Genomic DNA, 16,039 nt, shown 5'->3' on the forward strand with positions numbered 1-16,039 from the left:
AAATGAAAAACGGCGATTTAGGACACACCATTTACCATTTTTTTATCCGTCAGGGATTTTCTGAAAATGCGGCACAAAATCTTAATTTGTGGGTGTTGCTCATAATTACGGTTGTTTTTATCATCCTTTCTGATTATGTTTTTAGAAAGTTGTTTGTGGCCGTTTTTCATCGGTTTGCGGCAAAAACCAAAACCGAGTTGGATGATTTTATGGTGGCCAACAAGGTACCACATCAGTTGGCTCACATACTGCCTTTGGTTATTGCCTTTAAAGTAGCCCCTTTGGTGTTTTCCGATTTTGAACCCTACCGAGCCTTTGCCGACAAGGCTTTGCACATTTCGGTGGTGGTGGTTATTCTGCTTTTGGTTAGAAGTTTTTTTAGAACGTTTCGAGATTATTTCAAAACGCTCGACAATTTAAAAGATAAACCCATTGATAGCTACATACAAGTAATAATGATGGTGGCATGGATTATGGGTATTCTTACCATTTTTGCCATTGTCACGGGCATTTCGTTTTTTAAATTTATTACCACGTTAGGGGCGGCATCCGCAATCATCGTACTCATTTTTAAAGACACCATTTTGGGTTTTGTGGCCAGCATACAGGTGTCTATCAACGATATGGTGCATATTGGCGATTGGGTAACTTTTGAAAAATTTGGGGCAGACGGCGATGTGATAGAAATAAATCTTGCAACAGTAAAGGTGCAGAACTTTGATAAAACCATAACCACCATACCCACATATTCCCTCATTGCCGACTCTTTTAGAAACTGGCGGGGCATGATGGAGGCCGATGGAAGAAGGATAAAACGGGCAATAAAACTTCGGCAAAACAGCGTTCACTTTTTAACGCCTAAGGAGGTAAATAAACTAAAGAGAATAGACTTAATAGCTGAGTATCTAACTCATCGTCAAGACGAAATAAATCATTTTAATGAGAAAAACGAAATTGATAAATCGGAAATAATAAATGGTAGAAACCTGACCAATTTGGGGGTTTTTAGGAAATATGTAGAAAATTACATTCGGCATCATTCGGCTATAAATAAGGAAATGACCATAATGGTTAGGCATTTAGAACCCACATTAGAGGGAATTCCGGTTGAGATTTATGCGTTTAGCAAAGACAAGCGTTGGGAAAATTATGAACACATTATGGCCGATATTTTCGACCACATCATTGCGGCAGTACCCATTTTTGGCTTAGAATTGTTTGAGTTGAACAGCCGAACGAATTAACCCATTGCGAAATTCTAAAAATTACGGTTTATAGCCCGACAATCTCAAAATCTTGTCGCTGTCGGTTTCATTCATCAAATCCAACAAGGTAATTTTTGGGTTTTTATCCATGTATTTCCGCACAATTTGCCACCCCGACCATGTAGCAATTCTGGCAGGTGATTCTTGCGGAACATTTGGCCCCGTGCTAAAAGGAGCATCGGTAATAATGCCTCTAAAACGGGCAAGTTCGGTGCTGTACAGCAAATTTTCGTTTATCAAAAAACTCCAAATTTGAAATTCGTTTTCAAAACACCATTCAATTTTCCCTTTTTCGTAACCAATTTTTAGCGAATCGGGCATTTCGGGCATTAGTCGGTCCATGGCATAAAGCAATTTACCCTCATAAATCATTTCGTCTAACAACCGTGATTGGCTGTTTTTTGATTTTTGAAACTGGGCATCAATCCATGCAAAAACGGCATTTCGGGTTATGTAATCTTTTCTGAATGTCCGTATTTTATATTCGGGAAGTTCTAAACTTGGGCTTTTATAGGGTGCAAAATCATCGCCTAAATAGTAATCCAAACTCACATATATAGCCGAGTCTAACAGAATATTTTGAGAGTACAATTGGGTGATTGCAGTGTTGAAAGTGGGTATTACAAGACTTGGAAAGTAATGATGATAGTAGCTAAAGGCCGAGTTGAGTTCTTTTTGTAAAAAATCCAGATTCTCAAAAGTTGAATCTACTGCATTGAACAAATGTTCAATGTCTTTAAAATGTAAAAATCGAATGTAAGCATCTGCCTGCTCTGGCACCGAATATCGGATGCCGCCAGTAACATGTCGCATAATTTCATTTTTGTAAAGGCTAATAAAATTGGAATCTAATTGGTCAAGTGCCACGTAGTCTTGCTCGGTTTCAACCGAAAAAAGTTTTTTTTCGAGCCGATTGAGTTTTACCTCAACTTTTTCTTCCTTTAAGTCTAAAATGTGTTTGTTCTTTTTTTTACAACCAGAAAAAAGTAGGGTTGAAAGCAAGAATAAACTTAAAATGAATCCAATATTTTTTGATTTTTTTATCATTTTTGTCGCACAATTCAATTGCAAAGTTATGAAGATGAAAAGAATAACATCCATCGGTTTTATAGTTATGTTGCTTTCTGTTTTTACCCTATCAAACGCACAAGAGCAACGTTTTCGTTTAGGAATGAAATTTTCGGGAAATCTTTCTTGGATTTCACCTGTTACCTCCAACATAAAAAGAGTGGGAACCTCCGTAGGATACAGCTATGGGTTGATGGGTGATTATAATTTCCAAAAGTATTATGCGTTGAGCAGCGAATTGCTTTTTACCAATATTGCCGGAACCATTCAGCACACAGATTTGTTGAATTATACCGACTCTGTAAAGGGGAAGTCTAGTTTCAGAGATGTAAAATACGAATACAAAACGCAGTATGTTCAGTTGCCTGTTTCCATAAAATTTAAAACCAAAGAGTTTGGATATTGGTCGTATTGGGTTCAATTCGGTATGGCTCCATCATTTCTTACTGTGGCAAAAGCCAATATTATTGGCCAATCATTGCCGTTTGACGAAACAGAAGGCATAAGAGTTAACAAAAAACAAAACGATAAATACCAGTTTGACGATTTTAATGACAAAGTGTTTTTATTGAGATTGCCCATGATAATTGGAGGTGGTTTTGAATATAGCCTTGCCGGAAATACATCGCTATATGCCGGTATCAGACTCGACCAAAACTTCGCGGATATGTTTGCAGCCGACAAATCAGTAATTGGCAAAAACAATTTCGTGAGCCTCAATCTTGGGGTTTTCTTCTAAATTTGGCCAATGAAAATTGTACTTGCTCAACTAAACTATACCATTGGCGACATATCAGGAAACACGGCTAAAATGCTGGCTCAAATAGAGCAGGCAAAAAAAGACAAGGCTGATTTAGTGGTTTTTTCTGAGCTGAGCATTTGCGGATACATTCCCAAAGATATGCTCAACTACAATAGTTTTATTGATAGATGTTGGCATGCAATCGATGAGTTGAAGCAAGCCACAGGTGATATTGCCATTTTGGTGGGTGCTCCGGTATTTTCTGGCTTAAAAAAGGGAAAGAGACTTTACAACTCAGCATTATTCATACATCAAAAAAAAATAGCATATCAAATAAACAAAACGCTATTGCCCACCTACGATATTTTTGATGAGTATCGATATTTTGAACCAAATAGCAGCTTTCAACTGATTGATTTTAAGGGGGTAAAGATTGCTGTTACTATTTGCGAAGACTTGTGGAATTTGGATGAACCATTTTTGTATGGGCAAAATCCGATGGATGAACTTATTGGGCAAAAACCGGATTTGATGATTAATCTTTCCGGCTCGCCATATAGCTACAACCATGTGGATGAGCGGAAAGACAGGATGGTTCAAAATGCCAAACATTATGGACTTCCGTTGGTCTATGTCAATCAGGTGGGAGCAAACACCGATATTTTGTTCGACGGTGGCTCCATGTTTATAAACCGAACAGGCGAAATAGCCGAAGAACTCAAGTATTTTGAAGAAGACTATCGCTGCATTGATTGGCACAAAGACCGAATTTATCAAGACAATAGCCAAGATTATCACGATGAGGATATAGAGCTGATACACGATGCTTTGGTTATGGGTATCAGAGACTATTTTGGCAAAATGGGTTTTAAAAAAGCCTTGCTTGGCTCCAGCGGAGGAATTGATTCGGCAGTAATAAATGCTCTGGCAGTAAGGGCTTTGGGAGCAGAAAATGTTTTGGCGGTGCTTTTACCTTCCAAATATTCATCGGAAGGCTCGGTAGTAGATGCCGAAAAATTGGCCAAAAATTTGGGTTGTCCATATACCATTGTTCCCATAAAAAATATGGTTGATGTGGTGGAACAAACCTTACAACCCCAGTTTGAGGGATATACAGTGGATGTGACCGAAGAGAATATTCAGGCCAGAAGCCGAGGATTGCTGCTTATGGCCATGAGCAACAAATTTGGAAGTATTTTGCTGAACACAAGCAATAAAAGCGAGACCGCCGTAGGTTATGCCACCTTATATGGCGATATGTGTGGAGGTCTATCGGCCATCGGCGATTTGTATAAAATGCAGGTGTATGAAATGGCTCGTTACATCAACAAAAACAGTGAAATTATTCCGGAAGAAATAATAAACAAAGCTCCAAGTGCCGAGCTACGCTTCGACCAAAAAGACAGCGATTCGTTGCCACCTTATGAACTGTTGGATAAAATTTTATTCCAATACATTGAAAGACAAAAGGGCTGGCAAGAAATTGTGCAGATGGGTTTTGAAGAAGCCACCGTGCGAAAAGTAGTTAAACTGGTTGACCGCAATGAATACAAACGGTTTCAAGCTGCACCTATTTTAAGAATTTCCAACCTTTCATTTGGTGTAGGCCGACAAATGCCGCTGGTGGCAAGGTTTAATAATTAAATTTCGTGAAAGCCTTTTTGCATAAAAACCCAGATTTTTTGATTCATCTGGGGTTTTTAATGCTGATGTGTATGAGCCTTTTTTTTTGGCAGGAAAGGTTGTATGCAGATTCGGCCTACTACACATTTCGGGTTATAAACGAAGGTAAATTTTGGGTCGAACATCATCGGTATATTTTGGGATTTTCCCAATTTTTTACGCTTATTGCCGTAAAACTTCACTTCCCTTTAAAAACAATTTTGGTACTCACTTCGGTAGGTCATGTCGTTTTTTTTTATGGTATTTATTTGTGGTGTCGATATGGATTGCAAAACCCCACAGCAGGCATTCTTTTACTAATGATTCAAGTTTTAGGCATAGCTCAAGGCTTTTTCGTACCCATGTTTGAGCTTTATTATGCTGCTGCACTTATTGTCCTTTTTTTTAGTATTCTCCGCAAAAAAGAAACGCCCGGATATATCGTTTTGTCGAGTGTTTTGTTGGTAATCATAGCCACAGCCCACTTTAATGCCATGTTGTTATTTGTCTTCTTTTTAGCACTGCATTTCATAGAAAATAACTATCAGTTTAGGTGGTATTATGTGGTATTTGGCAGTGTATTGGTTGGCACTTTTTTGGTAAAAAGTCAATTTCAAAGCCATTACGAAATGGCCAAAACGCAATCTTTTTTAAATAATCTTTCCATTAGGCATTTTAGCGGTAAGGCTCTCACCTCGTGGGGTGTTTTTCTAATGAAAAATTATTCTTTCCCATTGGCCATTTTCGCATGGATTGTGTATGTAATGTTGCAAAAAAAGAAAATCGTTTTGGCATGGGTTTATATGATTGGCGTGCTTTCTTTTCTTGCAATGGCTCACATTTCTCATCCCGAATTAATTCATACCAGATATCAGGAGCAGGTTTATTTCGCTTTTTGCTTTGCTGTTGGGTGGGCAGCAGTTTTGATATGGCCGCACATAAAATCAACGACAAAAAATACTTTTATTTTTGCAATATTCTCCGTCGGAATCGTCAGTATTTTGTGGGCTTCCAAAACATTTGTTGGCCGTACAAAAGAGATGAATTCTTTGGTAGAGAGGTCTTTGGAAAATCCGGCACAATCAAAATGGGTGGTAAATCAAAACCAATTGATGTATGAAACCAATTGGTCATACCCCATAGAAACCATGCTCTATTCTTCTGCCATTAAAAAGAAAACAATCACAATTTGCACGCTTGAAGATGTTGAATATAATGAGAATGGGAAGAAATTGGTTGATGATAACTATTTGTTTCGAAAATGGGAGCTGTATGACCAAAAGAGCTTAAATCGGGAGTATTTTGAACTTTCGCAGCAACCGTACAAGCCGATTTCTTTGCCCAATAAATAGTATATTGTAAAAACTAAACCGAACTAAAAAATAATCAAATATTTAGTATAAGTGTTTTAATATCAATGCTTTGTGTATGTGGTTTGATTTTTGCGGCAAACAATGCACTTAGCAGAAACATTATGAAAACAAAATTACTTCTCACCATTATTGTCTTTTTGAGTAATTGCCTATTCGGATTTTCTCAAACAATAGACCAAATCAAAAAAGCATCGGATGAACACAATGCCCCAAAGAAAACTCCAAAATCAAGTGAAGATGGAAACTCGAGTGATTATTATGAAGAGCCTCCACAAACACAAGTAGAGGAGGAGGAAGAAGAGGAAGAGTCCGTATCCGACAATAATTATTATGTTTATAGACAAAGAACGCCACGGCCACCGAGGCCTCCACGAATAAAATATAGTGATACTGCACAAAATTATAAGCCAAACGGTGGTTCGGTTGCTTTTCGATATACGCTCGACAATAGAAATTTATCTATCGGAGTGTTGGAGGCAAAATTCCATATTGGGGCACTTCAATTACGAATTAGGGAAAATATGCTCACTGAATTCCACCCCGACAAAACGGATCATTACAATACATTGGATTTGCAATTGTTTGGTTTTCAGACAAGAAGCAACGAGCCATTTGGCATTGCAGCAGGCATTGGCGTGATGAATGAACAATACTCGGGTAAGGCTTATTTTGAAATGACGGAGGAAATTAGGATGGATTTTACTCCCAAACTCGGTTTCGAAATTTGTGGCCGGCAGGCATTTAATAAGGGTGTCACGGTTCGTGTGGAGTGGAACAGTTCCGTAAATGTACTGCTGTTAAAAAAACCGAGGTATAAGGTTAAGCTAAACGGAATCTATAATCTTGCAACATACTATGAAACAGTTGATTATACTAGTTTTTTATGCGGTCTAACCATGTCTCTTTAGATGTGGGAAGTATGCTTACTTTTGTTGGATATTCAAAAAAAGGAGTATTCTTCAAAACCTTTTTAAAAAATTATCGTCTTTGAAAAAGAAGAAAAGAGAAATGAAAAAAGTACTGTCCATAATTTTTTTATTCATGGCTACGGCGGTTGTCGCACAAGCACAAACCGAGAAGCCATTGTTGGGCGATAGCCCATGGCAAATTATAGTTTCTGATGATATAACCCTTCAGTCTGGAGTGTTTGTAGAATATGAATTTCCGGCGGATACAGGATATGATTACGTACTTTCCATGACCCACGGAAGGCAAAACGTGCATGCAGTCATTGTTATCTCAAATGTTCAAGATTCCATTGTTTCCAGATATGTACAAGATCAAAACAGTAGAACGCTTGATTGTAATTTTTGGGTGGATCATTCGGCTTCATACAAGGCGTTGGTGGGCATTACCGACCCCGCCGGAGCCAGGGGAGATGAAATTGTTACCGCCTTTTCATTGGTAAGGAAAAAAAGAGTGGAAGAATAAAAAATTTTCATTTACCTACAACATTTTGGCGGTATGGAGACACCGTATTATAAAAATGTTGTATGAAAAATGTATTGTTGGCAGCCTTTGCTGTTCTGTTCTCCTTAAACCAAACCATCGCTCAAGACATCGTAAAAATCATTGATTCTCGAATTACCAATGTCACTGTATTTATGCAGGGTGCACAGGTTACCAGAAGCGGGAAAGTCTCGTTACCCAAAGGTCAGTCGTATGTGGTGTTTGACGAGGTGTCGCCATCAACAAATCAAGAAAGTTTGAAGGCTTCAGGAAAAGGAAGTTTTACAATTTTGGATATTAGCTATCGGGTTTTTTATCCGGAGCCAGAGGCCATCAACCAAAAAGAACAAAATGCTACTCAACAAAAAATCAATAAGGTTTTAGATTCTATCAAAATTCACAATCTGAATATGGCCAATAATTCGGAGAAAATAAATGCGGTGCAAACAGAAAAAAATCTGTTGCTCGGTCATCCGCTGTTAAGAGGTGGAGGAAAGCCAGATTCACTTGATTTACTCAAAGGAACCTTGGAATATTTGGAGGGGAAATTGAAAACATTGGCTGACAGATTGTTGGAGCTAAAACTCATCGAAAATAAAATGTTGGAAGAGAGCAACAGGTTGTCTCAACGCCATCAAGAACTGGTAAATTTTCAGCAAAACGGACAGTGGCCTATGCAAAAAGCTCCCAAATATCAAATCGTGGTTTCTGTAATGGCCGAGGCAGCAACTTCGGCAGAACTGGAAGTAAACTACAGTGTATTTTCAGCCGGATGGAGTCCGTGGTACGATATTTCGGCCAAAGATGCAGGCAATGATATTGAATTGATTTACAAAGCTGCGGTTTACCAAAATTCAGGCGAAGACTGGAGCGGTGTGAGGCTGCGAGTTTCAAACGCCAATCCAAATCAAAGTAATGTAAAGCCCGTTTTGCCGGTTTGGTATATCAACTATTATCAACACATTCAACGAACTGTAGCCAACAAAGACAAAGCCCTCAGAAAAGAGGCCTACTACTACAATACCACAGAAGCAAAGGCCGATATGGCAGAAATGGATGATGAAAAAGCACCAGCCGCAACTATGGCTTACGATTACAGTCAAAAAATGCAAAATTTCTCATCGGTAGAGTTTGATATTTCGCTGCCGTATAACATAAAAAGCAACGGAAAGGTGCACTATGTAACGGTGCAAAGACACGTGCTAAAAGCGGAATTTAAACATTTCTTGGTGCCAAAATTGGACAACGATGCCTTTGTGGTAGCTCGTATTCTTGATTGGGAAAACTTGGATTTATTAGTAGGCAATGCCAATATTTATTTTGGTAATACCTTTATCGGTCGCACCGTTATTGACCCAACGGTAGTAATGGACACTCTCGAGGTTTCGATGGGTAGATACCGCTCTATGGCTGTAAAGAGAACAAAGTTAGATGAGGAAAACAAAAACAAAATTATAGGTTCAAACAAGGTGTATAGTGCTACCTATCAAATAGAAGTTAGAAACAATAGCGGCAACCCCATCGATTTGGTGTTGGAAGATCAAATACCGACCACCACCAATCAGAACATCAAAATTGAACTGGTAAATGCCGATGGTGGGGAGCTGAATGCTCAAACGGGTTTGATAACTTGGCGAATGAAATTAGCTCCGCAGAAAAAACAGATTGTCAAATACAAATACACCATTGAATATCCTAAAGAACAGACATTGGGCGGATTGTGATGGATGAAACATCGGCAGGACACTGAATGAACACGCCGTAGGAACACGCTGTAGGAACACGCCTCGAGGCGTGTTCCTACAGCGTGTTCATTTCCGTTCGTCAAATAAGGCTTTTTGTTGATGCCGAACACCTTATTTTTGCCCAATATATCATCATGAGTTCAAAAAAATATTTGTTAATACTGATTTTGTTGGTGGCTGCGGCAGTGGGGTTGTATGTCTTGAGGGGCCAAAAACTAAATAGCCATAAAAACACAGAGGATTTTTACATCGAGAATCCCGATAAAGTGGAAATGATTTTTATGACCAATTTATTAGGGGATAAACAGATTTTTCTTAAAAAAAGTGCCGATGGAAATTGGACGGTAAATGACAGTTTTCCAGCCAACAAAAAAGAAGTTGATTTTTTGTTAAACGGAACTATGGCCAAACTGCGAACCACCGGCCCTGTGCCAAATGCAGCCAAGCAAAATATTATAAAAGCCATGGCCATAGATGGAATAAAGGTGGAAATATATGAGAACGGAAAAAACCCAATAAAGACCTATATTGTTGGAGGCACCACACCTTCATTGTTGGGAACCTATTTTAAAAATGAGGGAAATGTTGACCCCAAAATTGTTGCTATTCCTGGAGAAGAAGGGTTTGTAAATATTCGTTATTCGTTGGATTTAGACAATTGGATAAGCCGCACCATTTTTGACAGCAAGAGATTGGATATTGAAGAAGTGGAAGTGATTTATGGAGAAACTCCGCTGCATGGGTTTAAAATGGTTCAGAATAGCGATGGAAATATCGATTTTACGGCTGAAAAATTTGATGAGAAAATGCTAAACGGAGCGGCAGTGAAATCGTATCTGAATAATTTTGAATTGAAGAATTTTGAGGGGTTTATTTATGCTAATGATTCTTTAAAAGACTCACTTTTAAAAACAACGCCATATTGCACTATTCGGCTAAAAAGTAAGAACAGAGGTGTTGATGAACTTAAATTTTACCGTAAAAAAAGCTACGAAAAAATGCACGGTTTGTATGATTCACAAGGCAATCAATTGGCGTATGACCCAGATAGATTTTATGGAATCTACAACAAACTCGGCAGAGTGCTGATAGTGCAGGATTATACATTCTCAAAAAATTTAAGAAGCGTCAATAACTTCTTGCTCACAAACCCCGAGTAATATCATATCCGTCTAATGTTTTTGGCAATTATGGTAAATTGCCAAAAGGTTCGTAGCTTCGTACGTTCTGTTATACCACATTTGAATGATATGAAACGGTTATTTGGCCTACTATTTCTTTATATTTTTTATTTCAACGCCTATTCTCAAATTACACAAGACACTATAAACAATCCATATTGGGTTGAAATGATGCAAAACCCATCGGTAAATTTTTTCCAAACCCAGCGGGCATTTGAACTTTATTGGAGTAACAAAACCATCGAAAAAGGCTCAGGTTACAAACCCTTTAAACGGTGGGAATATGCCAAATGGCAAATTATTGACAGCTTGGGAAACATTCCGGCTCCCGGAGTTTTGGAAGCAGAAGTTGAAAAATATCTTAGACAAAGAGGTGCAATGGGAGGTGGTTTTGGAAGTTTTAGTCGAGGTGGAGCTTTGGGAAGTGGGACACCTACTTGTCAGCAAACTGGAAATTGGTTAGAAATTGGCCCCAGATATTTGCCCTCAAACCGAACTGGACAGCCCAATGGTTTGGGAAGAATTAACTCCATTGGTTTTCATCCTACAGATAGCAATATTGTGTATGTGGGTGCACCAGCGGGTGGACTTTGGCGGAGCTATGATGGCGGAAATACATGGGCAACCAATACCGATTCGTTGGCTACGCTCGGTGTTTCGTCTATAGCCGTTGACCCCAATAATCCCGACACAATTTATTTAGGTACGGGCGATAGAGATGCCAGCGACAGTTATGGCCGAGGTGTCTTTAAAAGTACGGATGGCGGTCAGACATGGAATCAGACTGCTACGGGCATGGGCAACAGAACCGTTGGTAAATTGTATATCGACCCACGAAACACCCAAATTTTGTTGGCAGCTACCGATGGTGGAATATACAGAAGCACAAATGGCGGGAATAATTGGACTCAGGTTCAAACTGGAAATTTTAAAGATTTAACACTTGATGCGGTCAATCCGGACTTTGCGTATGCATGTGCAAGTTCAGCAAAATATTATAAGTCAACCGATAATGGAGCAACCTGGACAAACATTACCACAGGTTTACCCTCCGGGAAATCGAGAATGGCCGTGGCAGTTACCCCAGCCGATTCCAATTTTGTGTATGCGGTGGTCACCAATTCCAGCACTTTTGCCGGATTGTATTTGTCGGTGGATAGAGGAAGCAGTTTTACATTAATGAGCGATACCCCGAACATTATGGACTATTCGCACCTCGGCACCGGAACGGGGGGGCAGGCATGGTATGATTTGGATATAGCCGCCGACCCATTGGATAAATCCATTTTATATGTGGCCGGAGTTAATATTTTTCAGAGCAAAGACAGTGGTAAAACATGGAAAATAAACGCCCATTGGGTGGGCAGTGGTGGTGCACCCGAAGTGCATGCCGACAACCACGTTATGGAATATCAACCTGCTACCAATACACTTTTTACCGGAAATGATGGAGGAATTTATTTTACAAAAGATTTGGGAAAAAATTGGACCGATATAAGTTCTGGAATCGGCAATGCCCAAGTATATAGAATTGGTCAAAGTGCCACCAATAGGGATATGCTCATAAATGGCTATCAGGATAATGGAACAGGATTGATGGAAAATATGAGCTGGTTCACCACTGTGGGCGGAGACGGAATGGACTGCCTCATTGACCCCAGCGACCCTACGTGGAGCTATAGCGATTTGTATTATGGCGATATCCGACGCTCAAAAAATGGTTCGAGTCAAGGAACCATCGGTGCCAATGGCAAAAACGGCATTACAGAGCAGGGAGCATGGGTAACTCCTTTTGTGTTGATGGAAGGCACACCCAGCACCATGTTTGCCGGATACAAAAACGTTTGGAGAACAACCAACGTTACGGCAGCAACTACTTCAGCGGTTACCTGGACTAAAATTTCAGACAATGTTGCTGGGTCGAATTCACAAAATATTATTGCCTTAGAAAACGCTCCTGCCGACCCTGATATTTTGTATGTTTCCCGCTCGGGAAATGTTTTTTACAAAAGCACCAACGTTTCTGCCGCCACACCAACTTGGACAGATTTAACATCAAACTTACCCAACAATGCCAATGTAATGACCATAGAGTCTCATTCAACAATGAAAAACAGGGTTTGGATTACGCAATCAAATAAAGTGTATCAATCAGACGATGGGGGCAGCAATTGGACAAATATCTCAAGCGGACTGCCTAATATTCCGTTGTTAAGTTTGGTTTTCGACAGCAGCAGCCGACTCCAGGGCATGTATATTGGCACCTATATGGGGGTGTTTTACAAAGATACCACCATGAGCTCATGGCAGTGGTATAACGACAATATGCCCATCAATACTCGAGTAAATGATATTGAAATATATTACAGCCCGCAGGGTAGAGACAAAAGCCATGTGGTGTGTGGCACGTATGGGCGAGGCAACTGGCGGTCTCCGCTTTATGACGAAGATTTGGAAGCTCCCATTGCCGGAATGGAGTATTCATCTAATAAATTGTGTTTGGGAGAAACGCTTTCATTGACAGATACTTCCGAAAATTTGCCAACTGCCTGGCTGTGGAAATTCTCGCCCAATACGGTTTCGTTTGTTAACGGAACAGACAGTTGCAGCCAGCATCCGCAGGTGGTTTTTAATGCTAAAGGCAAATATTCGGTTAAGTTTTATGCCGAAAACTGTGCAGGGTATGATTCGTTAGAGATGATTGATTTTGTGGAAGTTTTTTCTTCCATTAAAGCGGCAAGTTGTACACCCAAAACAAATAACACCACCATCAATGCCGGATTTGGCACATACAGTGTAAGCATTGACGGAAAAACGGTTACCAGCAGCGGAACCCGAAGTGAGGGCGAATATTTAGACATGGCTTGCCAAGAAATATTTACCTTAAAAAATGATACAAGCTATTTTGTGGACGTAACTCATGGAAAGAGCTATAAAGAATATCTCAAAATTTATATCGACTTTAATAACAACGGAAACTTGGAAGATGCCGGAGAGTTGGTGGTGGATGCGGCCAATGGTTTTACCCACCACGACACCATACAAATTCCAATAACCGCGGTAACTAATACCCTTATTCGCATGAGGGTAATGGGCGATTATGGCACCATACAACATAGTTGCGATACCTTGGGCTATGGGCAAACCGAAGATTACGGCGTGGTGCTGGAAGCCTTAAAACCAATACCTCATTTTGTGATAGATACAAATTCAATTTGCCAAAACGGATTTGTTACCCTTACCGACAGTAGTGTAGGTTCGATATACAAACGCCGATGGTATATGAGCAAATATGGAACACTTACCTTTAAATCGGATTTGGATGGTCCGGTTACGTTCAATTTGCCCGACACCGGATATTATTATGCCGAGTTGGTGCTAAACGACAGCATCGTTTCCAAAAGAATAGATTCCATTGTTTATGTAAAACCGATTCCCAAAACCAATTTGGGTGTTATCAATGGGTCGAATACCGTTTGTGAAGGTGCAAGTGTTGTTTTGAAAAACACCACCAATTATAAAACGGCCAGCTTTGAGTGGTATAGAAATGGAGCAAAAATGAACGGATTATCCGATTCTATTATCACACTGGGCAATGTAGTTGTTGCTGATTCCGGCACGCTTGTTTCAACCGTAAGTTTAAATGGGTGTTCGGCCACCAGCAATTCGCTAAAAGTAAAGGTAAACCCAACACCCAAACCCAAGTTTGTTTTTAACAAAGCCGATACGTGCTGGTCTAACAATGGTTTTGATATGGTAAACACCTCGACCCTTTCAAGTGGTACAATGAGCTATAAATGGTCGTTTGATGATGGCAATACCAGCACAAAAACCGACGTATCGCACACCTATTTAGACACCGGGAGCCGTGCCATAAAATTGGTGGTTACATCCAATTTTGGGTGTAAAGATTCCATCTCAAAAAATATACATGTATGGGCAAATCCAACCGCCAATTGGCAGTTTAATCAACAGACTCAATGCCTCAACGAAAACAAATACATCTGCACAAATTTGTCGTCGGTGCCGTATGGTTCTATCGTAAAATATCATTGGGATTTTGGCAATGGCGATACAACGAATACGCCTGATGCCACAGTTTCTTTCAGTAAAGCTGGTAAATATGATATAATTTTCACCGTAACTTCAAACAAAGGCTGTTCAGCCGTTCTGCCTCAGCGAGCCATTGTGGCTCAAAGCCCCACCGCCGATATTGGTTTGGTGCAACAAAATGTTTGTTTGGCCGATAATCTGTTTGATTTTACCGACAATAGTTTGGGTGGCAATATTGTTTCGCACCAATGGACTTTTGGAGATGGAAATACTTCTACGACTGCCGATAATTTAGGATATTCCTACGGCAACGCCGGAAATTATCAGGTAGATTTGGTGGTGAAAACAGATTCAAACTGTTACGATACGGCCACCCGAATGATAGATGTTTATGCGAGTCCGATAGCGGCTTTTACCATTAACGATACTTCGCAGTGCGAAAAAGGAAATAACATAATTATTGCCAATAAAACCTTGTCAAACGGGGCTACCATTGCCGCTACCAATTGGGATTTTGGCAATGGAAATACCTCAAACAATGCCAACCCGGCTTCGTTTTCATACACCGCCGAAGGCAATTATAGTATCCAAATGATTGTGAGAAGTGATAAAAATTGTAACGACACAGCCACACAAAACGTTCGGATAAACGCCAGCCCCAAAGCTCAATTTTCGGGCGGAATTATTTGTTTGGGTGATACGGTGCAATTTCAAAACAGTTCAACCATATCAACAGGCCGAATTGTGAGCAATACATGGGATTTTGGCGATAAAATAACCTCCTCAAGCCTGAACCCGTGGCATGTTTATAAAAAGGCAGGAACCTATCAGATTCAATTGATTGTTGAATCGGCTTTGGGTTGTAAAGATACGTTGACAGACAAAACGGCTGCATTGGTATATGACAAGCCAACGGCTGATTTTACTTATAAAAAGTTAGCTTCGTTTGATGCCACCACCGAAATGTTGTTTGAAGAAAATGCTCAAAATGCCAATTCGTGGAACTGGCAAATTTTGGGAATAAGCAGTGGCAGTGGACAAAGTTATCAATGGCAATTTACCGATACAGGCACATTTGCCATAATGCTTTGGGTAGAAAATGCCAATGGGTGTCGAGACACAATCATTAAACAAATTTTTGTTTTTCCTGACGGAGAGTTGATGGTGCCCACCTCATTTTCGCCCAATAACGATGGGTTGAACGAAGTTTTTAAACCCTACGGCGTGCGGTTTGTGAAAGAATTTGAAATGACCATTTACAACCGTTGGGGCGAACAGATTTTTAACAGCATAGACCCTTCTATTGGTTGGGATGGCACCTATTTGGGTAAACAAGTTCCGGCAGGTCAATATGCCATTACCATAAAAGTGCTTGATTTTAGCAACGAAAAAATCATTTATAACAACACCATTACCATTTTGCGTTAGGGTAAGTATATGGCAAGATTTATTAGCGTTGAGTCAAGAAGCAGTGCGTTGATATGGTGAATATACGCCATAG

10 protein-coding genes are annotated in these 16,039 nt (G+C 39.9%); 9 read left to right on the forward strand and 1 reads right to left on the reverse strand.

The window, feature by feature from the left end:
* Positions 1-2 precede the first annotated feature (2 nt).
* Complete coding sequence (locus H6607_02400) at positions 3-1,244, forward strand: mechanosensitive ion channel (protein MCB9261213.1); 1,242 nt, start codon at positions 3-5, stop codon at positions 1,242-1,244.
* A gap of 21 nt (positions 1,245-1,265) precedes the next feature.
* Here H6607_02400 and H6607_02405 read toward each other — a convergent pair whose 3' ends face one another.
* Entirely contained in the window at positions 1,266-2,312 is a 1,047-nt protein-coding gene (locus H6607_02405) for a hypothetical protein (protein ID MCB9261214.1), read from the reverse strand.
* A gap of 34 nt (positions 2,313-2,346) precedes the next feature.
* On the opposite strand from H6607_02405, the gene H6607_02410 reads away from it, so the two are divergent.
* The 8 genes from H6607_02410 (at position 2,347) to H6607_02445 (ending at position 15,966) form a co-directional block, all read left to right on the forward strand.
* Positions 2,347-3,072, forward strand: coding sequence for a PorT family protein (locus H6607_02410; protein ID MCB9261215.1), 726 nt, complete (start codon positions 2,347-2,349; stop codon positions 3,070-3,072).
* A gap of 9 nt (positions 3,073-3,081) precedes the next feature.
* Positions 3,082-4,719, forward strand: a complete 1,638-nt coding sequence (locus H6607_02415; GenBank protein MCB9261216.1) for an NAD+ synthase — start codon at positions 3,082-3,084, stop codon at positions 4,717-4,719.
* Positions 4,720-4,790: 71 nt separating this feature from the next.
* The gene (locus tag H6607_02420; protein ID MCB9261217.1) at positions 4,791-6,089 is read left to right on the forward strand and encodes a hypothetical protein; all 1,299 of its coding nucleotides are present in this window, start codon (positions 4,791-4,793) and stop codon (positions 6,087-6,089) included.
* A 122-nt stretch (positions 6,090-6,211) separates the two neighbouring features.
* Positions 6,212-7,018, forward strand: a complete 807-nt coding sequence (locus tag H6607_02425) for a hypothetical protein (protein ID MCB9261218.1) — start codon at positions 6,212-6,214, stop codon at positions 7,016-7,018.
* 79 nt (positions 7,019-7,097) lie between these two features.
* Positions 7,098-7,541 carry a hypothetical protein gene (locus H6607_02430; protein MCB9261219.1) on the forward strand — a complete coding sequence of 148 codons (444 nt, stop codon included), beginning with the start codon at positions 7,098-7,100 and terminating at the stop codon, positions 7,539-7,541.
* A 62-nt stretch (positions 7,542-7,603) separates the two neighbouring features.
* Positions 7,604-9,283 (forward strand): DUF4139 domain-containing protein, encoded by a 1,680-nt coding sequence (locus H6607_02435; protein ID MCB9261220.1) that lies wholly within the window; start codon positions 7,604-7,606, stop codon positions 9,281-9,283.
* A 155-nt stretch (positions 9,284-9,438) separates the two neighbouring features.
* Positions 9,439-10,464, forward strand: a complete 1,026-nt coding sequence (locus H6607_02440; protein ID MCB9261221.1) for a DUF4340 domain-containing protein — start codon at positions 9,439-9,441, stop codon at positions 10,462-10,464.
* 90 nt (positions 10,465-10,554) lie between these two features.
* Positions 10,555-15,966: a PKD domain-containing protein gene (locus H6607_02445; GenBank protein ID MCB9261222.1), complete on the forward strand. Its 5,412-nt coding sequence runs from the start codon at positions 10,555-10,557 to the stop codon at positions 15,964-15,966.
* Positions 15,967-16,039 lie beyond the last annotated feature (73 nt).

It is taken from the genome of Flavobacteriales bacterium, assembly GCA_020635395.1.
Taxonomy (GTDB): Bacteria; Bacteroidota; Bacteroidia; order NS11-12g; family UBA9320; genus UBA987.